This window comes from Janthinobacterium sp. FW305-129 (genome assembly GCF_020858115.1).
Classification (GTDB): Bacteria; Pseudomonadota; Gammaproteobacteria; order Burkholderiales; family Burkholderiaceae_D; genus Janthinobacterium.
This window is the reverse complement of sequence record NZ_JACYMM010000001.1, coordinates 260,476-284,815: the sequence shown is the minus strand read 5'-3', so window position 1 is coordinate 284,815 and position 24,340 is coordinate 260,476. Positions and strand designations below refer to the sequence as shown.

The following is a 24,340-nucleotide window of genomic DNA, read 5'->3' as shown; positions in this document are numbered from 1 at the left end:
TGCTGGGCAAGCGGGCCTGCCGCGCTGGCGCGGCCCGGACGACAAAGCGCCGCATATCCGGCCAAGCCGGACATGCGGCGCATGGCGGCCCTGACGGGCCACTATTGCAAAATAGCACTATTGCAAATAAATGTATAGACGGGGATACGCCAGCCTGTCTACGTCAACGCTCCCTCCCCCTGCAGCCTGGGCGCCGGTTCGGGATCCAGCGCTCCCAGCAGTGGCGGCAGCACGCTGCGCTGCAGCATGGCGCGGTGCGCCAGCGCGCGTTCCAGCAAGGCATGCGTTTCCTGGCGCAGCCGGTCGACCAGGGGATCGCGCCCCACATCGTCGGCTTCGCGGCCGGCACGCGCCGCCAGGGTGGCGCGCAGGCGCGCGCGCGCCGTCTCGGCACTGGCCTGGCCCGCTTGCAGCATGGCCGCTACGGGCGGACTGAACTGGTTGCCTTGCGCGCTGCTCGCCAGGCTCGTCTGGCTGGCCAGATAGGCGCCCAGGCGGCCCGACGTCCAGATCAGGCTCAGCGTTTCCGACATGGCCGTCTCGGCCAGGCCCGCCAGCGCCATGAACTGGATCAGGCGCGCCACGCTGCCGTCGAGCGCCGCCAGTTCCGCCTTCGCATCGGCCGCGATGCGGCCGTTGTACTGCGCGATCCAGCGCTGCTGCACGGGCTGCACCGCGCGCTGTATCTGCACCAGCAGGCTATTACCGATGATCAACAACTGGCTGTCGACCACCTGTCCCGCCACCAGGCGCAGCTGCGCCACCGGCTGGCGCGCGCCGCGGAAGGCCACCCACAGCGTGACTTGCCCCTCGTCGCTGGCCAGCGACAGGTCGGCCACGCGCAGGGCGTGGGCCACGGCCAGCACGCGCTGCAGCTTGACGGCGCGCCAGCCCAGGCTGGGGCTGGTCAGGAAGCGCGACATGCTGCCCAGGTGGCTGGCGCGCTCGGCCAGTTGCGTTGCCGCAACACTATCCACTTCCAGTTCGGCCAGGTCGAGCACGGGCACGGCGTCGAACATCAAGCCATGCAGCAAGGCGGCATCACCCAGCCGGCCTGGCGGCAGGCGCCAATCCTGGCTGCCCTGCACGGGAATGATGGCGCGGCAGCGCGCCGCCAGGCTCGCCAATGCCTGCACATAGTCGTCGAGCAAGCCGTCGAGGAACGGTTGATTGTCGGCAAAATCGCTGAGAAAGCCCTGCAGCGTTTCCGACGGCGCCACGATCAGCTCGTCCAGGTCGGCAATCATGCCCTGCGGATGGTCGGAAAACTGCATCAGGTGTTCGGAGACCCATAACAGCCGGCTGGCCAGCGTCTTGCCATAGGCGGCAGAAAAATACACGCGCTGGCTGGCTTCCTCGGCCCCCGTACTGCGGCGCACATAAAAATCATGGCAGTCGCCGATGCGGTTGATGCTCACCTGCCCGGCCTGGCGCGACGCCACGCCCGCCGGCAGCGGCCAGGTTTGCAGCCAGCTGCTGTCGAGCGTGTCTTCCAGCTTCCGGCGCGGCAGGCCCAGCAGCTTGTTGCGCACGCCGTTCACCAGGCGGTTGCGGTAGTCGGCCAGGCGCGCGGGGTCGTCGGCCAGGCGCGGGCCGTCGGCCGCCGCCGCCGTCGCCCCGTGCAAGCTTTCCGTTTCGGCGTTGGCGATGGCGATATCCATCGTCGCATAGTCATCCATCAGGCTGACGGTCATCATTTCTTGCAGATAATGCAAGTCGCTGCCCAGCCTGTCCTCGATCAGGTCGAAACGGCGCTCGACGCTGTCGAAGCCCCGCTGCATGGCCAGCAGCACCTGCGCCGTGGCTTGCCGCGTCTCGGCGCGGCCGGCGGCAAAGCCTTCGTCCATCTGCGCCGACAGTTCCGCCATCTGGCGCCCCAGTTCGCGCCCCAGGCCGTCGATCTTGTCCTCGATGCCGTCCAGGCGGTTGTAGATGCCGGCCTGCATCGACGCCAGTTGCTGCGACATGGCGGCCAGGCTTTCCTGCAAGGCCTTGCCCACCTCTTCGATCTGCTTGCTCAAGGCCTTGTACATTTCCTCCATCGGGTCGGGCGGCGGGCCGAAGATGGCGCACTGCACGATATTGAACGCGGCCATGCCGATGGAAAACATCATCGAGATGCCGCCGCCCTTGCCGATCGACCCGAGCCCCTGCATGGCGCGCATCTGTTTCCAGCCATAGGCGATGGTGGCCACGGCGATGCCGATCTGCACGATGCGGTTGGCCCACGTCAGTATGGTCTTGGCCACTTCCGCAAACTTGCCCGAGATCACGCCCTTGTCGTGCAGCCAGTCGAGTGCCGAGGCGCCATAGTGGGCGATGCTGTCGGCCAGCAGCGCGTAATCCTGCATCTTGCTGAGCTTGCGCTGGGCCGCCTCCAGCTGTCCCTTGAGCTTGGCCTGCTGCTCGAGCTGGCGCAGGCGCTGCGGGTCCATGTCGCGCTTGCGGCGCAGGCCGTCGACTTCGCCGATCGCCTTGCTGCGCGCCGCGAGCGCGTCCTTTTCCACGCCGTCGAGCCGCGCATGCTCGTGCTCGAGAGCGTCGTCATACAGGTCGTCGGGCAACAGCTGATCGTCGCGCATGCCCGCTGGCAACTTGACGTCGATACCCGCCTTGCGCAGCTCGGCCGCCGACATGCCGAACGGCTTGTTTTCCAGGTCCCGGACCAGCTCGCGGCGCGCGCGGGTATTGCTCAGGGTCGCATCGGCCTGCGCCGCATTGCGGGTCAGCTCGTCGATGCGCGCCGTGTACGGGCTTTTCAGCAGGCGCTCGTCTTCCTGCGCCTGCAGCTTGCTGTCGACCAGCATATTGTTTTGCCACGTCTGCACCATGAATTTCATCTGCGTGGCGCGCACGCTCTGTTCCAGGCGCCGCCTGCGGCTGGCTTCTTCGTCGACGTCGGGCGCGGGCGGCACGGCCGCCGCCCCGGCCGACGCGAGCACGCGGCGCACGGGGGCATTGCTGCTGCGCGCCGGCAGCGGCGTGACGGCGTCCGTCTGCTCCGGCAGCGCCGTCGGGTCCTGCGCCAGATAGGGCGGATCTTCCGCCCAGCTGAACCACTGTTGCGCATACGCATTCACATCGCCTTGCGGTATCCAGGGTGCAGGCGCGCGCAGGGCCAGCAAGGCTGCGGCGGCGGGCAAGGCCAGGGCGGCGCCCTGCGGCGTCGTGCACGACCACAGCAGCAATTGCTGCATGGCCAGGCCGGCCATGGCCGCGCCGCCGGAAAATTCCCCCAGTGCCGTGTACGGATCCTGCACCGCCGCCAGGTCGGACGCGACCAGCCGGCGGGCGTCCAGCTCCTGCTGGTGATAGTCGCGCACGACCACGCCCATGCCGCTGACCAGGGCATCGGCCGCGGCCCCCATGGGCGCGGCCATCCACGGCGCCATGTCCAGCAGGGCCGTCACCTCGTTGGGCAAGCCCTGCACGGCCAGCCCGGGGCGCAGCACGGGATCATCCCAGCCGTTCGGCGTCAGGGCGTCGCGTCCGGCCTGCATCAGCATGCGGTAGTGGGCCGGGGCGCGCCGGGACAGGGGTTCCTGCGGCGCGCCAGCGGGCGCCGGCCAGCCCAGCTCCACCAGCGCGGCGTAATGCAGCAGCGCCAGGTCGCAGACGGCCGGTTCGCTGACGAGGCGGTAGGCGTCCGGACGCTTGGGACGCGCGGCGGCGGCCACCAGCTGGCGGCACTCCTGGCGGCGCCAAGGCCGCGCCTTGTCCGGCGCCGTCCAGACGGCATCGATGGCGGCGATGAAGGCGTCCGGGTCGGCATGGCGCTGGCCCAGCAGCTGCGCCAGCACCTGACGCAAATCCTCGCCCACGCCCTCGGCCTGCTTGCAATCATCGGCCCGGGCGCCGTCCGGCACCAGCACGTGCATCAGGCAGGTATCGCCTTCCCCGCGCGCGGCCGCCAGCAAGGCAGCGTCGATGGCGTAATCCTGCACCAGGTGCTGCACTTGCCGCGCCGTTTCCGGCAACACCGGCGCCAGCGCCGTGGCGATCAGGGTGGCGAGGCGCGGATTATCGCTCAGGAAGGCCGCCGTCGCGGCCGCGATCGGCGCGCCCGCCAGCGGCAGGTCGGGCAGCAGGTAAGGCGTGCTGGCCAGCAGTTCCGGCGGCAGCAAGGCGGCCAGCACGGGCTCGTTCAGCAAGGCGCTCGTGCGTTCGGCGTTGCCGCCGCTCCACAAAGGGGCGCCGGCGGCCGTCAGCTGGGGCACGATGGCGCAGCGCTGCGCGCGCAAGGCCGTTTCGGCCACGCTTTCCTGGGCGCCGCTGGCCGCATCGGTGGCCTGCAGGTCGGGCGGCGCGCCTTCCGCCAGGGCTTGCGCCATGCCGGCCTGGTTGCCGGCGGCCGCCAGATGATGCAGCCAGGAACGGCCGTCGTCCCCGTCGCGCCAATTCCAGCTGGGCTGGAGACAAGCTTGCGCGCGCGGCCAGCTGCGTGCCGCCAGGTAGCGCAATTCGGCCCCCCTGGCGATCACCACGTCGCCGTTGTCCAGCACGGCAGCCGCGTCGGCCGAACGGCTACCGCTCAGTCTCTGCAGCATCACATAACCATCGCCGCGCCGGCCCCAGAACATGTAGGCGCCGTCGCTGATGCTGAGAAAGCCGCCCTGCGGCAGCGGCAGCAGCGCGCGCCCAACCTGCTCGCCGTCGCTGAGCGCGCTCCACGCGGCGGGCTGCGGCCGCTCCGGCTGCAGCGCAGCCGGGCCATAGGCCTGATAATTGCCGTACGCCGTCAGGGCCGCCACGGCGCCGTCGGACAAGACGCTCAGGAAGGCGATGGCGCCCCAGTCTTCCGGCTTGGAACGGGGCACGGCCGCCTGCAATGCCAGCTTGCCGCCCTCGATCTTCCACACGGCCACCGAAGGCATTTCATCGCTGCGCGTGCCGCCGCTCAGCAGCAAGCCGCCCGGCAGCGCGACGAGCGCGTTGGCCGCCAGCGGCATGGGCGGCGACACCTGCCATTCCTGCCCGGGTGCCGCAGTGACCGCGACCGTGCGCAGCACCGTGCCGTCGAAGAGCAGCGCCTGCTCGCCCCAGCCAGCCAGCAAGCTCCCGGCCCGCGGCGCCAGCCCGGCAGCGAGGCGCAGGACGGGCGTCTTGCTGTCTTGTACGTCGATGCGTGCCAGGTCGCCATTTTGCTGCAGCACGAGCAGGCGCCCCGATGGCAAGGCCAGCAGCGAGACCGCGGGCGCGGCCAGATGCCAGGCGGACCTGGTTTCCCACTCCCACGGCGCGACGGCACGGTTGGGCGCCATGATCTGCACGGCGCCGTCCGCCAGGGCCAGCGCCAGGCGTCCTCCCGGCAAGGCCGCCATCGCCAGCACCCCGGCGCTCACCGCCATGTCGCGGCTTTCCAGCGAGGCGCCATAGTCGCGCCCCACGTTCCACAGGGGCCGGGCCGGCAGCGCCGTGCCTTCTTTGGCCGCGCGCCGGTACAGGCTGAAATCGGGCAATTCCCGCAGCTCAGGCTGCGCGGGCGGGCGTTCCTGGCGCAGTTCGTCGCCGATGGCGCGCAGCAGCGAGCGCGGGTCGCTGGCCGGCAAGTCGCCGGACAAGTCCCAGGCCATGACGCCGCCCAGCGATTCCGTCTTGGCATAGCGGATCTTCTCGCGTATCGACGCGGGATCGTCATACGTCACGGAAATGGCCGGCTGGCCATCGCGCGCCGGCACGTACAGATACGGCGCCCTCGCCTTCGGATGCAGGCCGGGCGCCACGTAATTGGGAAACTTGTCGGAGCGGCTGCCCAGCTTCATCTGGCTGGCGATATGGCTGTACAGATAGGTGCCGGGCTGGTCGGCGAACTGCCCTTCGGCGGGGCCATCCGTGCGGCAATTGATGCCCAGGCGCGCGCCGGGATCGCGCTGGCCGCCCGCTTCCGGCACCACTTTCACGCCGCGCCCGTAGATGGGCAGGCCCAGCGACAGCTGCTGGCGCGTGAAGCACAGGCGGTCGGCATAGCCGAGCATGGTGGTGAGCGTCTCGCGCACGCCGCTCGGCTGTTCGCCCGCGCCCGCTTCCGAAGCGGGCAGCATGGGCGCGTTGAAATCGGAATATTTCAGCCATGGCCCGCCGTAGTCGTAGGTCATCATGTGGATGGTGTCGACCAGCCGTCCGATGGGGCGCCAGTAGGTGTCTGTGCCGGACGGCAATGTCCCGCTGTCGATCAGACGGATCTTGGCCGCCGCGGCCGGCGAGGCGATGCCCAGGTAAATCTTGCGGCGCTCGGGGTTCAAGCCGGGGTTGGCTTCGGCGGCGCGCAGCGCCTCGAGGATGCGCACGTACGCGGCGCCGTCTTCCTTGCCCGGATACTCCCAGTCGATCTCGATGCCGTCAAAGCCCAGCAGCACCACGCTTTGCACCATCGCCTCGGCAAAGCGCCGGGCCTTGGCCGGGTCGGTACCGACCATGCTGAACAGCTCTGCCGACGGCTGGATTTTTTGCTGCAAGGCGGCCGCAAGCGCAAGCTGGATACGCACGCTGTATTCCGCCGGATAGTCCTGGCGCCTGCCGTTGCCGACAATCGCGCTGCCAAGCACCAGGGCGACATTCCCCCAGTACCCGCTCAGATACTGCGTCAAGAAGCCCTTGCCCCAGGCAAAGCGCGTGGCTGTCGCGCTGGGTTGCAGCACGCTGCCGTTCACCGTCAGCGGCTGCCACAGGCGGTAGTACATTTCGCTCCCGTCCTCGCCCTCCTTGACGCGGTACAGGCTGATCGTGACACCGTCGTTGAGCGGCACATCGCGCGCCGCCGACTCCTGCATCTCGCGCAGGGTGACGCAGTCGCCCACGTCGAATTCCACCACCTTGGGCCAGCCGCCGACGATCAGGTGCACTTTCAGGTCGGGATTGAGCTGTTTCATGAACTGCAGCGACGACAGCTGCCAGTCGTCGCCCCAGGGATCGGAACTGGCCGGGGTGCCGTCCAGGTTGATCGTGAACATGCCGTATGACAGCTCGTTGATGTTCTGGAACGGCACGTCGCGGATGAAGACGTCGCGCTGATAGCCGAAATAGTTCGCGTAATAGCCGAGCGAGCGGCGCGAGAAAGCGGCGGCCGAGACGAGGCCGCGGCAGGACTGGTCGATCACGCGGCTGCGCTTGTCGCCCATGCTCGCTTGCAGCAGGTCGAGCGGCACTTCCAGCCAGTCGCTGCTACCGTCAAGCTGGACGCGGATCGATGGCAGGCGGGTCAGGCCATCGATCGAGGAGCGGCAGACCAGGTATTTGAAACTGCTGACATATGACAGGTCGCGGCCCAGGTTGGCCGGGATCACGGCCGGCTTGCGCAGATAGCGGACCTGGTAGACATATTCCGGCATGCCGCCCGGGTCCATGCGGCCCGCTGCTTCCGTGCCGACACTGACCACGGCCACATAGTCGCCGCCCTTGTAGCTCACCGCGCGCGAATATTCCGCCGGATGCTCTTCCGACGAGGCCAGCGCGCCCCATGGCGCAAAGAACACGTCCGTGGCGGCGATGGCCCGCTTGTCCAACGGACCTTCGTGCTTGTTCATTTCCTCCAGGAAAAACTCTTGCTTCTTCGCCGGCCAGTCCTTCTCTTCTATCTTTTTCGCCGCCATGATGGCATCGAGGCTGTTTCCGCCCACGAGCGTGCCGATGGCGATATTCAGGGTGATTTCCAGGCTGGAAATGTAGAGTTCCTGCTGGCTGGCGTTCAGCAACACGATCGTGTCGACACCGTTGCGCTTGTGGAACTGCCATTTCAATCCGACTTCCGCGGTAGACTTTTTCATCTCGGCTCCGTATGCAGGGAGATTAAGGAAATGAAAGTCTAGTCCACAAGAAATATTTATAACTGAGCAAAACTTACAGGCACAGGCCTAGTCCGCCGCCTCCAGCCACACATCCTCGTACCCTTCCCGGTCGAGGATGAACCTGGCGCCGCTGGGCAAGGCCAGGTAATCGAGCACCTGCGGCAGCATCTCGTGCAGGTGTTCCGCGTGCAGGGGCTGGTAAAAGCCGCTGGCGTCGTCGTGTTCGCCGCAGTGGATGAACCAGCTGATGGTGCCGTTTTCGGGCAGCGCGACGCGCGTGCCGTAGATGGGCGAATGGGCCAGGCTGCCGATGGCCAGGGCCACCATGGGTTCGGGCGCTTGCGCCGGCAAGCCGAATTTGTCGCAGATGCGCTGTTGTGTTTCGCTGATCGGTACGGTCATGGTGCTTTCAGGATCCAATATATCGGTAATGGAGGCGCAGCGCGCCCTCGTGGCCGGACATTTCCAGGTGCAAGATCGCTTCGCCCGGCTTGCCGTCGGCCAGCAAGCGGCATTCCAGGCCCAGCGGGCCGGCGTCGCTGGCATATGCGTCGACGGCGGGACGGCCGCCCTGGCCCGGCACGAACGCCTGCGCCAGCGGCGCCAGGGACAGCGCCTCGTTCGCCGCAAAATAGCTGTCGAGCATCTCGATGATCTCCCCGGCAACCGCCGGCGACAGGGCCCAGTCGCGTTGCAGCGCAAGCGGGTCGCGCCCGTCCAGCGTCCGCACGAAGGCCCCGGCCTGCGCGTAGGCCTGCTGGCGCAGGCTGTCGGTAACGGCCATTTCCATGCTGCGACTCCTTGTTCTTGAACAGGCGCCATTATAGTGCGCGGCCCGGCACGCGCGCCATACGCTTGCCGCCGTCCGCTGGCTAAGCCAGACGAAGCGCGGCATTTGCAATAATTGGTTGTCATGTACCACGGAGTTTTCCTACACCGCGACAAGTAGTGTCCCTATGGTTAAGCCAGCGACAGGCCGGGAGAATGGCTTCAACGGTGCAAGGCAGCACCGGATGTCAGGCAGGAACATCCGTGACGGGATGACCACCCATAGCGTATCAACCATAGAGGAAACAACCATGACTTCGAACAGCAACGACAAATCCGGCAGCCAGGCGGACAAACAGCAATCGGGGCAATCGGGCAGCCAGCAGTCGGACAAGCAGCCGGGCAGCAGCCAGTCGTCGGGCGGCACCCAGGGCGGCACGCACGAGCAGCATGTGGAAGCGGGCCGCCAGAGCCACAAGAATGACGGCGACAAGCAGTCGGGCTCGCAGCAGTCCGGTCAACAGTCGGGCCAGCAATCGGGTTCCGGTTCCGGCATGCGCGGCGGCACGCATGAGCAGCACGTGGAAGCGGGACGTCAAAGCCACAAGAATGACGACAAATCCTGATTGCCGGGCCAGGATTGCCGGCCAGTCAGCCGGGAATCCGCCGCCGCATGGACCGGTGCGGCATGGCCGTGCCGGTTCATGGCTACCCGGCGGCCGCGCCCGCCTTTTTGCGCGCCGCCAGACAGACGGCGCGCGAAAGGCCGTTGTCTGGATCGGCATTCTGGGCGATAATTACGCCCATGAACGATACCACTACCTTACCCCCATTGCCCGATCGCCTGTCGATCGACCCGAGCAGCCCTTACCACGTTGCAGCCGTGTTCGAAAACGACGTCGGCATCCGCTTCAACGACAAGGAGCGCCTTGACGTGGAAGAATATTGCATCAGCGAACGCTGGATCAAGGTCGCTTCCACCAAGTCCCTCGACCGCCGCGGCCGTCCGCTGCAGATCAAGCTGAAGGGCAAAGTCGAAGCGTTTTACCGCTAAGCAACACTCAGCAACACCTGCGGTTATCGCTGCAGTTGTCATCGAGGCCGATTTGCATCGGCCTTTTTTGCGTCCGCCGCTTTCCGCTCACGCCTCGCCGCTGAAGACCAGCCCGGCCGCGGCCGCCATCGGCAGCCACAGCATGGCGTCGGCCAGCACCTCGTCCGGCGCCCTGCCGCTGGACTGCGCCGCCTGCTGCGCGCACTGCGCCAGCGTCGCGCCCCCGCCCAGCGCCTGCAGCCAGTCAAATTGCCAGGGTTGCAACTCCTGCATGGCAATCCGGTAATGCAAGCGCGAAATGGCCACGTAGGCGGGACTGGCCTCCGGCTGGGCCGGCATGGCATCGTCCGCCGCGGCCTGTGCCTGTTGCCAGAATGCACACAAGGGAAACGACAGGGCCAGCAGCCGCGCGCACGGCGCCAGGCGCCATGTCTGTATATTTCCCAGCAGCAAGTCCAGGCCGGACGGCAGGATGGGCGGCGCCCGCTTTTCCAGGCCCGGCGCCCTGCCCGCCTCGCTGCGCGCCCGCTCCAGCCGCGCCAGTTCGACGGGAAAGCGCAAGACCGTCCCCTGCGCGCCGGCTGCGCCCTGGCTGGCGGCGAGAAAATCGGCAAAGCCGCCGCCCAGGTCGTACAGGGTGGGCGACGCGGACGGGTGGCGCCAGACATAGGCGCGGGCAAAGAACGCGAACAACTCGTCGCCCATGACCTTGCGCAAGACGGGATAGTCGGCCTGCAGGCATTCGAGCAGGCGCTGCACATAGCCATCCGCATGGATGTGCAGCGGCGCCGGCCCGCCACGCGCCCGTTTCAGCACTTGCTCCTGCGTCAGGCCGTGGCGCTCGCTGGCCAGCTGCGCACCGCGCGCCACGCCGCCCGGCGCCGTCATGGCCGTCAAAAACCACGCCTGCAACTGCGCCAGCGGGGCGCGGGCATCCCCATCGGCGCTACGGGGCATGGGCCGCCTCCAGATGAAAGCCCAGCGGCGCCGACACGGCGGCGGCAATCTTGGCCGTGGCGGGCGCCGCGTCGGAAAACTCTCCCCGCCCGGCTGTGCGCGCCTTGTCCAGTTCAGCCAGCAGCTGCGGATAGGGCGGAATGTCCGCATCCCATTCCAGCAGGGCCGACACGCCCCCCGTCAGCTGCTGCGCCAGCGCGTACAGGCGCCAGACGGCGGCCGGCACCGGCGCGTCGTGCGTGTCGATCAGCACTGCGCCGCAGACGGTGGGCCCGGCCAGGTGGATTTGCACGATGTGGTCGTGCGGCAACTGGCGGATGTAGGCGGCCGCGTCATAGCCGTGGTTATGCGCGGAAACGTGGACATTGTTGACGTCGAGCAAGATTCCGCAGCCCGTCTCCTCGGCCAGGCGGCCCAGGAATTCCCATTCCGGCATGCAGGACTGGGCAAACTCCACATAGGTGCTGGGGTTTTCCAGGACCAGGGGCCGGCCCAGGAATTCCTGCACTTGCCGCACTCTGCCCGCCACGTGGCGCAGGCTGGCCTCGTCCAGCGGCATGGGCAGCAAGTCGTGGCTGTTGAGCGAGGCGGCGCCCGTCCAGCACAGATGGTCGGAAATCCACGCGGGGCGGAGCTCGGCGGCCAGCTGGCGCAGCTGGCGCAGGTAGGCCAGGCTCAGGGGATCGCTGCTGCCGATCGACAGCGACACGCCGTGCATGACGATGGGCACCTGCGCCGCCACCTGCTCCAGCACGTGGCGCGCATAGCCGTGGTTGCCGATGAAATTTTCGCTGATGATCTCGAACCAGTCCACCTGCGGACCGTGTTCCAGGATGTGCGCGTAATGGGGCGGACGCAGCCCCACGCCCAGGCCCAGGTTCGGCAGGCCCAGGCGCGGCTGCACCCCGTGCGGGACGCCCCGCATCAGGTCGACGGCGGCAAGGCCAGGCGCAGGTCCGTGGGCGCCGGCGGCGCGCCCACCGGCGTGCCGCGCGCGGCCATCACCTTGCCGTAGGCTTCCCAGGCCTTGTCGTAGACATTGTCGCCGAGCGCGAAGCTCATGCTCTGGTCCAGCGGAATGCTGTGGTGATCGGGCGCGGGACCGAAATCGTACAGGGTCATGGTGGCGGGCTCGGGCGGATCCTTCTTCGTGGTGTTCGGATACAGCTGCGAGGCCGAAATCGGCACGGCGCAGCCGCCGAAGCCGCCGCATTTGTTGTCGCTGGGCGCGCTGTAGACTTTATCGTCTTCCGGCGGCGGTGGCGGCACGTAGCACTCGGTGCCCGGCGCCGCGGCAGCCTTGACCGAGTGGCCGCAGGACGAGCCGCCCGTGTCGGGCTGGGCAAAGCCGCAGCCGCCCTGGGCGTGGCAGCCGTTGGAACCGCGGCAGGTGTGGTAGACGGCCAGCGCAGCGCAGGTGGACGACGCCTCGCCCTCCAGGTGCATGCCCTGGCAGGCGTGGTACAGCACGCCCTTCTCGACCAGCGGCACGCCCGTCGCCAGGTTCGGCGCCTGGCCCAGTACGGCCCAGCAGATGGCCATGCGGTCGCCCGCGCCCACCATCGACGGATACGGAAACTCCAGTTTCTGCTTCAGCCAGTACTGGTCCAGCACGGAAGTGATGCCATAGATGGCGCCCGTGGCCACCGTGCTGAGCATTTCCAGGGTGCCGCTGCTGTCCTTCAGGCGGTTCAGGGCGCCCGCCACGGCAGCGGGCGCGGGGATGTTCTTCGGCGCGGTGGCCGGGTTGTAGCGCTCGTTGGTCAGCATGGCCTCGCTCCAGCGCCCGCCTTCCTTGTGCCAGGCGGCCCAGGTTTTCACGGGCAACATGGCCTTCACCTGGCCGAAGCGCTCGTAGTGGTCGTAGGCGGCGCTGTCGTGGCGCGCGGCCGCATCGCGCGATTCGGCATCCTTGCCATTGTTCGCGTACGACGGATAGTCGCACTTCAGGGCGGCCAGGTCTTCGCGGTAGTCGGGCTGCACGGCCTTCAGGCGCATGGCCGCGTCACGGCGGTAGCGCTGGATGGACGTTGCGCTGCCCTCGCCCTGGTCCGTGATGGCCGCCATCATGTCGATGGCCTTGTTGAACGAGCCCGTCTGGCCGCCATCCTGGTCTTGCGGGCCGAAACAGGTGTCGAACTTGGGAAATTCCGCCCGTGCATGGCCCTGCACCTGGCTGTTGAACATGTCCTGCTGCACCGAGCCGTTGACGAACAGCTTTTGCCACAGGGTCTGGCCATCCGTGTATTCGATGCTGATATAGCGCGCGTAGCACTCATACATATAGCCGATGGTGCCGAACAGGGGCAGATCATGCACGTGCTTGCCCGGCGTCCAGCCCACGAACGGCACCTCGGGGAAATATTTGGTGTGGTCGTGCGCGTCGAACTTCGCCAGCTGGGCCCGCGCCTGCTGTTCCGGCTGCTCGATGGCGAGGAACAGGTCGCACTGGTTGGCGTTCAGCTCTTCCAGGTTGACGCGCACGTGGCTGTAGTCGGCCGTATCGCGCAAGTCGACGATGTGCGGGATCAGCGTGCAGTCCTTGCCGTAGCAAGTCCAGCCGTGGTCTTGCGATTGCAGCTCCGCCCCCGTGAAGCATGGCGCCGTGCCGATTGCCGTGGCCAGGTTGGACGCCATCTGCAGGTGCAGCATTTCCTGGATGAAGACGCTGAAGATGATATTGAAAGCCTTTTGCTCCGCCAGCTCGGGCCGCGCCGTGGTGCCCATGCCCGGCCACTGGCGGCCTTCATAATAGGTGATGCCTTTCGAGTTGATCTGGTGCGTGCCCTGGATCGAGTACATGGTGGCCATGTACAGGGGAATCGTGAACAGCTCGACGCTGACGGCCGCCTGGGCGATGGCGCGCACTGCCGCCGTATCGGTGGCCAGCATGTCGAGCGGACGGTTGCTGATGGCGGCCTGGGTGCTTCCTAAAACGGGCATTTTCATTCTGTATCTCCACAGGAAGGATGCGTTTCGGATATCGGGCCGGATCCGCGCCATCTGCGTGCGCGGGTCCCGGCACAGAAATCATACGCCTGAGAAAGATATTTTTGCGACAAGATTTATGCGCTGGCCGCGGTATTGATCTGCGTCAATTCAGCCGGGTTTTCAGCGTACAAATAAGCGTTTTACGCCGTCATTCGATGACAATTGAATAGAATCGGCAAAACGCGCGCGTGTATAAGCGCCGCACCGTCCAACGCCGGCGCGTGGCTTGCATGGTGATAGTCAGGCGGCCGGCGGCGGCTGGTAAGCGCAAAAGCCAGGCCACTGGTCGCGGCTGTCGCACACTTTCAGGCAGCCTTTATTGTCCTTGAAGGTGGCGACCACCTTGATGGGGAAGCCGTATTTTGGCGTGGTGGCCAGGAAGGCGGACGGGCAGCTTTGCTCGTTGCTGAAACGGAAAGTGATTTCTTCGCGGCGGCCCTTGCGCGCAAAGCCCAGCATGAAGGTTTCATTGCTGTTCCACTGCGCCTTGCCCGGCACGCGGAAGCGGTAGCGGGGGCTGCCCGGCTGCTGGCCGTCAAGTTTCTGGCCGAAGACGCGGCTGCTGGCCGTGGCCGTCTCGACCTTGGCGATCGGATACGGCACGGCAAACATATAGGTGCCGGCAAAACCCTGGTCGAAGCCGAGGCCCTTCTGGTAGAACGGCACGACGATATGCGGCGCGCCCCCGTATTCGACGCTGTTGCGTGACGTGGTGCGCGACGTCAGCTTGTCATCGGGCGCTTGCCCGAAGACCACGTCCACTTCCACCAGCGCCTGGCTCTTGTCGATGTCTTGCGCCAGATAGTCCCTGGGGGCGATTTCGCTGTGCACGCAGCCGGCCAGCAAGGTGGCGGCGAGGCAGCCGGCGATCAGTTGAGGGTTGCTCATGGCTGTTTTCCCTCCGGCGGCGCGGAAGCGAGGCCCAGGCCCGTCACTTGCCAGCCGCCCTTGCCTTGTTTCCATTGAAATTGCTGGCCGAACCAGGCCAGTTCCAGCTCGCGCCGGATGCGGTTCGAATCCGTGCGGCCCTGGCGCGCCTTGATGGCGGCGCCCGCCTGCGCGGAAGCCGTTTCCGAGATCGGTTTCAGCCACCGTTGATACGTGTCCGGCGGCAAGGCCAGCACGCCGGCCACGCCGTCGTCGCGCGTGGCGACGATGATCCCCACCTTCGTCAGCGCATTCGTCAGATACGCGCCGCGCCGCCCGTCGGGCGAGACGGAGACCAGCATGGCGGGCGCGTAATCGCCCGTGACGCCGCCCGGCACGTCAAACCACAGCAGCTCGCCCGTGTCCGTATCGAGCGCGCGGCCGTCGCGGGCAAACAGCAGCATCTCGGGACGGCCCAGCTGCGGCACGCCCCATTCGGGGTCGCGCTCCGTGCGCACCATGTCGTCGCGCTGCAGGGGGCTGATGGGACGCATCAGCGGTTCGCCATTCTGCACGCCGATGAGGATGGTGCCCTGGCCCGTATAGCCCTTGGTAAAGGCCAGCAGCATGGGCTGGCCTTCGCGCCTGGCCTTGAGGGGCCGTACTTCCACCACTTCGCGCGCGCCGCCGGGCCAATAGCCGTGCTTGCGGAAAGTCAAGGTAACGAGCGGGTCGTGGCGGTCGCGCGTGACGACAAAGTCGCCGTATTGCTGCATCACCGGCACGTATGGCGTTTGCGCCTGCGCGGCGGGCAACATGGCGGCAGCCAGGGTGGCGGCGGCCGCGAGGCGGTGTAAAGGAATGAACAGCATGGCATCCTGTGAAGGTCGCACGGGGCGAAGGACGCCATCATAAACGATTCCTCGCCAGCAACACTGTCCGGTAGGAAACATCAGCGGCGCTGGATCTCGATCAGCTCGATCTCGAACAGCTTGGGCCACAGCTTGCCCGTGACAAACAAACGCTTGCCCCGCGCATCCCAGGCGATGCCGTTGAGCACGGCGTCGGGATTGGCCGTGCCCCGCTGTTCGGGCGGCAGCAAGCCCGTCAGGTCGATCCAGCCGACGACTTTGCCGCTGGCCGGGTCGATGCGGGCGATTACGTCCGCGCCCCACACATTGGCAAACAGTTGCCCGTCGACCATTTCCAGTTCGTTCAGGCGTTCGATGGGGCGGCCTTCGGCCTTCACCTCGAAGCGGCGCACCTCGGCCAGGGTTTTCGGATTGAGCACGCGGATGGCGGACGTGCCGTCGCTCATGTAGACGAACTTGCCATCGCTGGCCAGGCCCCAGCCTTCGCCCTGGTAGCTGAATTTGCGCTTGAGTTTGAACGTTTTCTGGTCGAAGACATAGCCGGTTTGCGAAATCCACGTCAGGCCCAGGAGCTCATCGCCCACGTCCGTGATGCCTTCGCCAAACACCGTTTTATCGAGCATGCTTTTCTGCAACACCTTGCCCGTTGTCAATTCCACCTTGCGCAAGGACGACTGGCCGTTCTGGCCCGTGCTTTCATACAGATGGCCATCCTTGAACAGCAAGCCCTGGGTGAACGCCTGGGGATCGTGCGGATAGGTATTCTTGACGAAATAGCCATACACGGGAATGGCGGCCTGGGCGTAGCCCATTTCGCTCATCAGGCCCACGGTGCATAACAATCCCAGCAGCAATGAGCCTGCCGTGCGTTTGAGTCTGGTATTGACGTTGATGTTCATCGGGTCGGGCGGAAGTTGACGAGCGTCTATTGTAAACGTGCCGCGTCCGCCATGCGCGCCCTGACGAGCTCCAGCCAGGCGCGGGCGGCAAACGACAGCCGTCCGCCGCGGCGCCAGGCCAGCATCAGGTTCCACTCCACGGGCGGGCCGGCCAGGGGAATGACGGCAAACTGCGACGGTTCCAGGGTGTCGCAATACATCTTCGGCAGCAGGCAGATGCCCACGCCCAGCCGCACCAGCGAGGCAATAAAGTCCCACTGGCCGCTGCGGCCCGTGATGCGGGGCGCGAAACCGGCCCGCTGGCAGGCATCGAGCACGATGTCGTTCAGGGCAAACGCGGCGCCATAGAAGATGAACGGGCTGTCGGCCAGCTCGGCCAGGGCCACGGACGAGCGGCCCTGCCACGGCGAGCCGGGTGCTGCCAGCAGGCACAGCGGGGAGCGCACGAGGGGCAGCGCCTCGAAATCCTGCCAGGTGGCTGCGTTGCCTGGGTAGTCGAGCATGGTGCCCAGCTCTACCGTGCCGGTGCGCAAGTCGCGCTCGATCGCTTGCGTGCCGCTTTCGTACATTTTCAGCTCGATGCCCGGATAGCGCTGGTGGTATTCGGCCAGCCACGGCGCCAGGGTCGAGTGCGTCTGCGGCGACACGCCGACGCGCAATTCTCCCCGCTCAAGGTGTTGCAAGTCGCGCAACTCCACCTTCAGTTCCGCGTGCAGGGCCAGCAGTTCATGCGCGCGCGACAGCACCACCTTGCCCGCGTCCGTCAAAGTAAAGCGCTTGCCGGCCCGGTCGAGCAAGGCCAGGTCCAGCGACTGTTCCAGCTGTTGCACCATCTTGCTGACGGTGGGTTGCGTCACATGCAGCTTGCTGGCCGCGCGCGTAAAACTGTTCTGTTCGACCACTTCGACGAAGTAGCGCAGGGAGCGGATATCCATGATGCATTCCAAAATCGAATGATAATCATGAGTTTAAGTCATTTTATCTTTTGATGTGGGCTCACTACAATGAAACCTTCCTCCTGCCGTTTGAAAGCCCGCCGTGAAAGCCGTCCCTTGTTCCACCGCCGCCCTGCTCTCCGTTCCCGTCTGGCGCCAGCCCGCGCAGACCGCGTGGCAAGTGGGCATCCTGATCGCCGCCTGGTGGCTGGCCGACGCGGCCGCGTCCGCCCTGCACTTGCCGTTTTCCGGCGGCGTCGTGGGCCTGTTCGTGCTGGTGGCCCTGCTGCTGGCGGGCTGGGTGCGCCCCAGCGCCATCGAACTGGGCGCGAACTGGCTGCTGGCCAACATGCTGCTGTTCTTTATCCCATTGGTCGTATCCGTGGTGCAATTTACACAACTGTTGAAGTCGCAGGGCTTGATGCTGTTCGTAAATATCGGCCTGGGCTTTGCCAGCGTGATGCTGGCCACGGCCTTGACGGTGGAATGGGTGTGCCGCTATGAACGCAAGTTGCGCCTGCAAAAACTGCTGCGCCAGCGCGCCGCGAGGGCGCAAGCATGAGCACCTTGATCCTGTCGCTGCTGTTTTTGCTGCTGACGCTGGTATTGTTCTACGCCAACCAGGCCGTGCACCGCCGCCACCCGCACTTTCTGCTCACGCCCGCCATCTGCACCTCGGCGATATTGATCGTCATCGTGCAGGCGACCTCGACGCCGTTCGCCACGTATTTCGGCGAGACGCGCTGGCTGCCGTGGCTGCTGGGCCCGGCCACCATCGCGTTTGCGCTGCCCATCTTCCAGGAGCGCAAGCTGATCCGCAAGCATTGGCTGGCCTTGTCGCTGGGCAGTTGCGCCGGCATCGTCGCGTCCGTGGCCGCCACCCTGCTGCTGGACCGGGTATTTGGCGTGCACGGCGACATGGCGCGCAGCCTGCTGGCGCGTTCCGTGTCCACGCCGTTCGCGCTGGAAGCGTCGCGCCACATGGGCGGCTCGGCGCAGCTGACGGGCATCTTCGTCGTGATGACGGGCTTGTTCGGCTTGATGCTGGGCAAACCGTTATTAAAACTGCTGCCCTTGCGCATGCGCATCGCCCGCGGCGCCCCGTACGGCGCGGCCGCGCACGGTTTTGGATTATCCGTGGCGCGCCGCGTGGGCACGGAGGAAGGCGCCGTGGCCAGCCTGACGATGATCTTTTCCGGCGTCGTGACGGTGCTGCTGGCGCCGCTGCTGGGACATCTGCTGGGCTAGCGGCCCGCTTGCAGCGCCTGCAAGCCATGCACGATCAGGTCGATTCCCGCCAGAAAATCCGCGCGGTCGTCGTGCGCGCGCAGCTGGCCCGCCACCTTGCGGGCAAACGGAAACGCCTGCGTGTCGAGGCGTGACCAGGCGCCCGCCAGGGTGTCGAGAAAATGCGCGCGCTTCAGGCCCTTTTCACGGGCGATGACAGCATTGGCCGCATTCTGCCCGCTCACGCCCAGCAAATAATTGAGCAAGGTGCATGCCGCCAGCCACTGCTGGTCCTGCGGCACGCCCAGCGCATCGACCTGCCGGCCCAGGCGCTCCAGGATGCGCACGGTGGGCAGCTGGCCCGGCGCGCGCGACAGGGCCGAGCCCAGCCACGGATGCGCATCCATGGCCTCGAACATGGCCAGCGCCACGGCGCGGATGCCCGCCTGCGGCGTATCGCCAGACGGGGCGGCCTGCATTGCGCGGACGACGATGGCGTCGCTGGCGGCTGTGAACAAATCATCCTTGTCGGCCACGTGCCAGTAAATGGCGCCCGCCCCCGTCGCCAGGCGCGCGGCCAGGGCGCGGAAGGTCAGGCCGCCCTCGCCGGCTGTGTCGAGCAGGGCAATGGCGGCGTCGATGATGGTGTCGCGCGTCAGCGAGTCGGCGCGTCGTGGTGGGGTCGCTACGGTATGGGGCATCGCTTATCTTGACACAGATGATGGCTTGCCGCAAAATTCTTCTGGAACGTCGTTCCATTGTTATTTTGAACACCACCTGAAGGATCACCATGCATATCGCCATCATCGGCGCGGGCCTGGGCGGGCTGATGCTCGCCCGCGTGCTGCACGTCCACGGCATCGCCGCCACCGTGTATGAAGCGGATGCGTCGCCCGAAGCGCGCCGCCAGGGCGGCATGCTCGATATCCACGAAGAAACGGGCCAGCAAGCGCTGCGGGCGGCCGGCCTGCACGACGCCTTCCGCCCCCTCATCCATGCGGGCGGCGAAGCGAGCCGCGTGCTCGACCAGCACGGCACGGTTCTGCACGACGAGAGCGACGACGGCACGGGCGGCCGCCCCGAAGTGCCGCGCGGCGAACTGCGCCGCATCCTGCTCGATGCCTTGCCTGACGGCTGCGTGCGCTGGGGCCACAAATTGACCAGTATCGCAACGCTGGGCGGCGGCCGGCACCTTTTACACTTTGCGCATGGCGCCACGGCGGCCAGCGACCTGCTGGTGGGAGCGGACGGCGCCTGGTCCCGGGTGCGGCCGCTGCTCTCCGGCGCGCAGCCGGCCTACAGCGGCATTGCCTTCATTGAAACGTATCTGTTCGACAGCGACCGCCGCCACCGGGCCAGCGCGCACGCCGTGGGCGCAGGCGCCGTGTTCGCGCTGGCGCCGGGCAAGGGCATCCAGGCCCACCGCGAAGCCGATGGCGTGCTGCATGCGTATGTGGCCCTGAGTAAATCCGAAGAATGGCTCGCCGGCATCGATTTTGCCGACCCTGCCGCCGCCCGGGCAGCCATCGCCGGCCAGTTTGCCGGCTGGGCGCCGGCCCTCACGGCCCTGATCACGGACGCGGACACGCCGCCCGTGCCCCGTCCCGTGCACCTGCTGCCCGCCGGCCACCGCTGGCAGCCGATGGCGGGCGTGACCTTGCTGGGCGACGCGGCCCATCTGATGGCGCCGGCCGGCGAAGGCGCGAACCTGGCCATGTTCGATGGCGCCGAGCTGGCGCAGGCGCTTGCCGCGCAGCCGGGCGACGTGGCGGCGGCCCTGCTGGCGTATGAAACGGCGCTGTTTGCGCGCAGCAGCGTGGCCGCAGCGGAGTCCGAACGCATCCTGCGCCTGTGCTTTGACGACGACGCCCCGCACAGCCTGGTGCGGTTCTTTACGGCCATGCAAGATGGCGGCCCGGCACCCGAAGTGTGAACGGCGGCGCCAAAGCCCCACGCCAGCGGCCTTTATCGGGGATAATACGTCTTTCCCCATTCCAAGCAGCCGCGCCACGATGAAATACCCCGCAGTCCTTCCCTTCAGCGACATCCTGCCACGCCTGCATGAATTCGACGCCATCATCGACGTGCGCAGCCCGTCCGAGTTTGCGGAAGATCATTTGCCGGGCGCCATCAACCTGCCCGTGCTCGACGACGAGCAGCGCGTGCGCGTCGGCACCCTGTATAAGCAGACGAGCGCCTTCGAAGCGAAGAAGCTGGGCGCGGCGCTGGTGGCGAAGAATATCGCGCGGCATATCGAAGACGGTTTCCTCGCTCATCCGCAGCATTGGAAGCCGCTCGTCTACTGCTGGCGCGGCGGCAACCGCAGCGGCGCCATGGCGCACATCCTGGCGCGCATCGGCTGGCCCGTCACGCAGCTCGACGGCGGCTACAAGGATTACCGGCGCCACGTGAACGCCGACCTGGCCACCCTGCCCGAGCGCTTCGATTTCATCAACGTGCTGTGCGGTCCGACAGGCAGCGGCAAGAGCCGCTTGCTGCAAGTGCTGGACAAGCAAGGCGCGCAGGTGGTCGACCTGGAACAATTGGCAGCGCACCGCGGTTCCGTGCTGGGCGGCTTGCCCGAAGAAGAGCAGCCATCGCAAAAGGCGTTTGAAAGCGCGCTGTGGCAGCAATTGCGCCAGTTCGACCCGGCATTGCCCGTGTTCATCGAATCGGAAAGCAAGAAAGTGGGCCGGCTGCGCGTGCCCGACGCGCTGATGGAAAAGATGCGCGCGGCCGCCTGCACGGACGTGCGGCTCGATACGGCACAGCGCGTGCAATTGCTGATGCAGGACTATGCGCATTTCGTCGGCGACGCCGCGCAGCTGAACGTGCAGCTGGCCCTGTTGACGCAGCTGCACGGCAAGGAGAAAATTGCACACTGGCAGCAACTGGCGACGGCGGGCCAGATGGCCGAACTGGTGGAAGAGCTGCTGGTCCAGCATTACGACCCCGTCTACCGGCAATCGATCGCCCGCAACTTCAACCGCTACGCCCAGGCGACGCCGCTGGTCTTGCCCGATATTTCAGAACATGCCTTTGAGCAAGCCGCGCGCGCGTTGTGTGCTATCGTCGGCGAACCCCGTACCGCCAGCGCGTGATGCCTGGCTTGCTACCCAATTACTTATTTCAGCAGGATGACGACCATGTCCGATAGCGCAGCAACATCCAATACCCCCATCCGATTGACCGAATTTGCCCATGGCGGCGGCTGCGGCTGCAAAATTGCGCCCGGCGTGCTGGCCGACATCTTAAAGGGCAGCGGCGGCTTTCCCCTGCCGAAAGAATTGCTGGTCGGCATAGAAACCTCCGATGACGCGGCCGTCTACCAGCTCAACGACGAGCAGGCGCTGATCGCCACGACGGATTTCTTCATGCCCATCGTCGACGACCCGTTCGACTTCGGCCGCATCGCCGCCACCAACGCCATTTCCGACGTGTACGCCATGGGCGGCACGCCCATCATGGCACTGGCCCTGGTCGGCATGCCGATCAACAAGCTGCCGGTGGAAACCATCGGCCTCATCTTGAAAGGCGGCGAAACCATCTGCGCCCAGGCCGGCATCCCCATCGCGGGCGGCCACACCATCGATTCCGTCGAACCGATCTACGGCCTCGTCGTGCTGGGCCTCGTGCACCCGTCGCAGGTGAAACGCAACGCGGGCGCGCGCGCCGGCGACAAGCTGGTATTGGGCAAACCGATCGGCGTGGGCATCTTGTCGGCTGCGCTGAAGAAAAATGCGCTCGATGCGGATGGCTACGCTTCCCTGATCGACAACACCACCAAATTGAATACCCCGGGCAAGAAACTGGCCCTGCTGGACGGCGTGCATGCGCTGACGGACGTGACGGGCTTCGGCTTGCTGGGCCACACGCTGGAACTGGCGCGCGGCGCCAAGTTGCAGGCGCGCATCGCCATGGCTGACGTGCCGCTGCTGCCGCAAGTGCAGCAACTGGCGCAGAATGGCAACATCACGGGCGCCTCCGGCCGCAACTGGCAGGGCTACGGCGCGCAAGTGGCGCTGGCCGACAGTCTAACTGCCATCGACAAGGCGATTTTGACGGACCCGCAAACGGCAGGCCCCCTGCTGGTGGCCTGCGCGCCGGAAGCCGTCGAGCAAGTGCTGGCGATTTTCCGCGCCGAAGGCTTTGGCGACGCCGTCGTCATCGGCGAGATGCAGGATGGCAATGCCGGGGTTTCCGTATATTAATGAACAATCTTTCAAAGGCAGTCCCATGACCACATTCTCCAACAAATTCCCCGCCATCCTGGCCACCGTCGCCGCCACCCTGGCCATCCACAGCGGCCTGGCGCAGGCGCAGCAAGTGCTGCGCGTATCCGCCATTCCCGATGAAGCGCCGACGGAATTGCAGCGCAAGTTCAAGCCGCTGGGCAATTACCTGGAGAAAAAGCTGGGCATGAAGGTGGAATTTACGCCCGTCACCGATTACGCGGCGTCCGTGGAAGGCTTGATCAATCACAAGCTCGACATGGTCTGGTTCGGCGGTTTCACGTTTGTACAAGCGAACGTGCGCAGCGGCGGCAAGATCGTGCCGCTGGTGCAGCGCGAGGAAGACACGAAGTTCCGCTCCGTGTTCGTGACCACCAGCAAGGACATCAATCAATTGTCTGACCTGAAAGGCAAGAACTTTACGTTCGGCTCGGAATCGTCGACCTCGGGCCATTTGATGCCCCGTTACTACTTGCTGGCCGCCAAGATCAACCCGGACACGGACATGAAGCGCATCGCGTTCTCGGGCGCGCATGACGCCACCGTGGCGGCCGTGGCCGGCGGCAAGGTCGATGCGGGCACCTTGAACATTTCCGTGTGGGAAAAGCTGGTGGAAGCGAAAAAGGTCGATCCCGCCAAGGTGCGCGTGTTCTACACGACACCGGGCTACTACGATTACAACTGGAGCGTGCGCGCCGACATGAATCCCGTCGTGCGCAAGAAACTGACGGACGCCTTCCTGGCGCTGGACCCATCGACGGCCGAAGGCAAGGAAATCCTTGAGCTGCAGCGCGCCACCAAGTTCATCCCGACCAAGGCCGAGAACTACAAGGATATCGAAGCGGCCGCGCGCGATGCGAAGCTGTTGAAGTAATTGCTGAAACTTGCCGGATGACGCCCTGCGGGCGCATCCGGCACACTCCCCCATACCGAAACATCGCATGACATTCCAACTTCACAAGGTCTGCGTCCACCACGCGGGCGCCGCTAGCAATGCGCTGGCCCTGCGCGACGTGGACCTGGACGTGGCCCAGGGCGAACAGATCGCCCTGATCGGCCCTTCCGGCGCTGGCAAGACCAGTCTGCTGCATACCCTGGCGTGCGCGCTGCGTCCCGAATCCGGCACCTTGGACATCCTGGGCATTTCTCCTTGGCAAATCGGCAGCGCCGAGCGCCACGCCTTGCGCGCGCGCCTGTTTTTGGCGCCGCAAACGCCGCCGCTGCCGCCGCGCCAGCGCGTCGTCAACGCCGTGCTGGCGGGCCGCTTGCCGCAATGGAGCTTGTGGACGGCCATCCGTTCGCTGGTCGCGCCCGTCGACCCGCGCGCCGCGTGGGAAGCGCTGGGTAAATTCAATCTGCAGGATAAGCTGTACGCCAGGGTCGACCGCTTGTCCGGCGGCGAACGCCAGCGCTGCGGCATGGCGCGCGCGCTCGTGTCGGATGCGCAAGTTTTCCTCGTCGACGAACCGCTGTCCGCGCTCGACCCCACCCTGGCTTTGCAAACGATCCATGTGCTGCAGGCGGAAGCGACGGCGCGCAACGCCACCCTGATCTGCAGCCTGCACCAGGTGGAGATCGCGCGCGCCTGTTTTACGCGCATCGTCGCCTTGCGCGACGGCAAGATCGTCTTCGACTTGCCTGGCGCCCAGGTCAGCGACGCCATGATCGCCGAACTGTACCGCAACAAGGCCGATCCAGTGCCCCAGTTCGAGGCGGTGGCAGCGAAACTGGACGCCGCGAGGCCCCTTTGCTGA

20 protein-coding genes are annotated in these 24,340 nt (G+C 66.2%); 9 read left to right on the top strand and 11 right to left on the bottom strand.

The window, feature by feature from the left end:
* Positions 1-158 precede the first annotated feature (158 nt).
* The 3 genes from IGS61_RS01290 to IGS61_RS01280 all read right to left on the bottom strand — a co-directional run bounded on the left by IGS61_RS01290 (position 159) and on the right by IGS61_RS01280 (position 8,574).
* A complete protein-coding gene (locus IGS61_RS01290) occupies positions 159-7,763 on the bottom strand; it encodes a glycosyl hydrolase family 18 protein (protein WP_230537667.1) in 7,605 nt (2,534 codons plus the stop codon).
* Between the two features lie 87 nt (positions 7,764-7,850).
* Positions 7,851-8,186: an immunity protein Imm33 domain-containing protein gene (locus IGS61_RS01285; protein ID WP_230537666.1), complete on the bottom strand. Its 336-nt coding sequence runs from the start codon at positions 8,184-8,186 to the stop codon at positions 7,851-7,853.
* A 7-nt stretch (positions 8,187-8,193) separates the two neighbouring features.
* On the bottom strand, positions 8,194-8,574 hold the full coding sequence (locus IGS61_RS01280) for a hypothetical protein (RefSeq protein ID WP_230537665.1): 381 nt from the start codon (positions 8,572-8,574) through the stop codon (positions 8,194-8,196).
* 289 nt (positions 8,575-8,863) lie between these two features.
* Here IGS61_RS01280 and IGS61_RS01275 point away from each other — a divergent pair, with 289 nt between their 5' ends.
* Together IGS61_RS01275 and IGS61_RS01270 are read left to right on the top strand one after the other, a co-directional pair.
* Positions 8,864-9,178: a hypothetical protein gene (locus IGS61_RS01275; RefSeq protein ID WP_230537664.1), complete on the top strand. Its 315-nt coding sequence runs from the start codon at positions 8,864-8,866 to the stop codon at positions 9,176-9,178.
* 179 nt (positions 9,179-9,357) lie between these two features.
* The gene (locus IGS61_RS01270; RefSeq protein ID WP_010398340.1) at positions 9,358-9,606 is read left to right on the top strand and encodes a DUF3297 family protein; all 249 of its coding nucleotides are present in this window, start codon (positions 9,358-9,360) and stop codon (positions 9,604-9,606) included.
* Between the two features lie 87 nt (positions 9,607-9,693).
* Here the strand turns inward: IGS61_RS01270 and IGS61_RS01265 are convergent, their stop codons facing one another.
* The 7 genes from IGS61_RS01265 to IGS61_RS01235 form a co-directional block, all read right to left on the bottom strand.
* Positions 9,694-10,563 (bottom strand): HvfC/BufC N-terminal domain-containing protein, encoded by an 870-nt coding sequence (locus IGS61_RS01265; protein ID WP_230537663.1) that lies wholly within the window; start codon positions 10,561-10,563, stop codon positions 9,694-9,696.
* Positions 10,553-11,488 carry an MNIO family bufferin maturase gene (gene bufB, locus IGS61_RS01260; RefSeq protein WP_230537662.1) on the bottom strand — a complete coding sequence of 312 codons (936 nt, stop codon included), beginning with the start codon at positions 11,486-11,488 and terminating at the stop codon, positions 10,553-10,555. The genes IGS61_RS01265 and bufB overlap by 11 nt, the downstream gene beginning before the upstream one ends.
* The gene (locus IGS61_RS01255; protein ID WP_230537661.1) at positions 11,488-13,512 is read right to left on the bottom strand and encodes a ferritin-like protein; all 2,025 of its coding nucleotides are present in this window, start codon (positions 13,510-13,512) and stop codon (positions 11,488-11,490) included. The genes bufB and IGS61_RS01255 overlap by 1 nt, the downstream gene beginning before the upstream one ends.
* A gap of 282 nt (positions 13,513-13,794) precedes the next feature.
* Positions 13,795-14,442, bottom strand: a complete 648-nt coding sequence (locus IGS61_RS01250; protein WP_230537660.1) for a hypothetical protein — start codon at positions 14,440-14,442, stop codon at positions 13,795-13,797.
* The gene (locus tag IGS61_RS01245; RefSeq protein ID WP_230537659.1) at positions 14,439-15,293 is read right to left on the bottom strand and encodes a hypothetical protein; all 855 of its coding nucleotides are present in this window, start codon (positions 15,291-15,293) and stop codon (positions 14,439-14,441) included. Before IGS61_RS01245 ends, IGS61_RS01250 begins: the two co-directional genes overlap by 4 nt.
* A gap of 80 nt (positions 15,294-15,373) precedes the next feature.
* Positions 15,374-16,192, bottom strand: a complete 819-nt coding sequence (locus IGS61_RS01240) for a glutaminyl-peptide cyclotransferase (protein ID WP_230537658.1) — start codon at positions 16,190-16,192, stop codon at positions 15,374-15,376.
* A 26-nt stretch (positions 16,193-16,218) separates the two neighbouring features.
* A complete protein-coding gene (locus IGS61_RS01235) occupies positions 16,219-17,127 on the bottom strand; it encodes a LysR family transcriptional regulator (RefSeq protein WP_230537657.1) in 909 nt (302 codons plus the stop codon).
* A gap of 103 nt (positions 17,128-17,230) precedes the next feature.
* On the opposite strand from IGS61_RS01235, the gene IGS61_RS01230 reads away from it, so the two are divergent.
* Both IGS61_RS01230 and IGS61_RS01225 read left to right on the top strand, forming a co-directional pair.
* Complete coding sequence (locus tag IGS61_RS01230; protein ID WP_230537656.1) at positions 17,231-17,689, top strand: CidA/LrgA family protein; 459 nt, start codon at positions 17,231-17,233, stop codon at positions 17,687-17,689.
* Positions 17,686-18,375 (top strand): LrgB family protein, encoded by a 690-nt coding sequence (locus IGS61_RS01225; RefSeq protein WP_230537655.1) that lies wholly within the window; start codon positions 17,686-17,688, stop codon positions 18,373-18,375. Before IGS61_RS01230 ends, IGS61_RS01225 begins: the two co-directional genes overlap by 4 nt.
* Here the strand turns inward: IGS61_RS01225 and IGS61_RS01220 are convergent.
* Complete coding sequence (locus tag IGS61_RS01220) at positions 18,372-19,055, bottom strand: TetR/AcrR family transcriptional regulator (protein WP_230537654.1); 684 nt, start codon at positions 19,053-19,055, stop codon at positions 18,372-18,374. The genes IGS61_RS01225 and IGS61_RS01220 overlap by 4 nt on opposite strands.
* Positions 19,056-19,144: 89 nt before the next feature.
* Here IGS61_RS01220 and IGS61_RS27925 point away from each other — a divergent pair, with 89 nt between their 5' ends.
* The 5 genes from IGS61_RS27925 (at position 19,145) to IGS61_RS01190 (ending at position 24,340) form a co-directional block, all read left to right on the top strand.
* Positions 19,145-20,287, top strand: coding sequence for an FAD-dependent oxidoreductase (locus IGS61_RS27925; protein ID WP_329958030.1), 1,143 nt, complete (start codon positions 19,145-19,147; stop codon positions 20,285-20,287).
* Positions 20,288-20,366: 79 nt separating this feature from the next.
* Positions 20,367-21,455, top strand: coding sequence for a tRNA 2-selenouridine(34) synthase MnmH (gene mnmH, locus IGS61_RS01205; protein ID WP_230537653.1), 1,089 nt, complete (start codon positions 20,367-20,369; stop codon positions 21,453-21,455).
* Positions 21,456-21,500: 45 nt separating this feature from the next.
* On the top strand, positions 21,501-22,565 hold the full coding sequence (gene selD, locus IGS61_RS01200) for a selenide, water dikinase SelD (RefSeq protein WP_230537652.1): 1,065 nt from the start codon (positions 21,501-21,503) through the stop codon (positions 22,563-22,565).
* 25 nt (positions 22,566-22,590) lie between these two features.
* Complete coding sequence (locus tag IGS61_RS01195; protein ID WP_230537651.1) at positions 22,591-23,460, top strand: putative selenate ABC transporter substrate-binding protein; 870 nt, start codon at positions 22,591-22,593, stop codon at positions 23,458-23,460.
* A 67-nt stretch (positions 23,461-23,527) separates the two neighbouring features.
* Positions 23,528-24,340, top strand: a complete 813-nt coding sequence (locus IGS61_RS01190; protein ID WP_230537650.1) for a phosphonate ABC transporter ATP-binding protein — start codon at positions 23,528-23,530, stop codon at positions 24,338-24,340.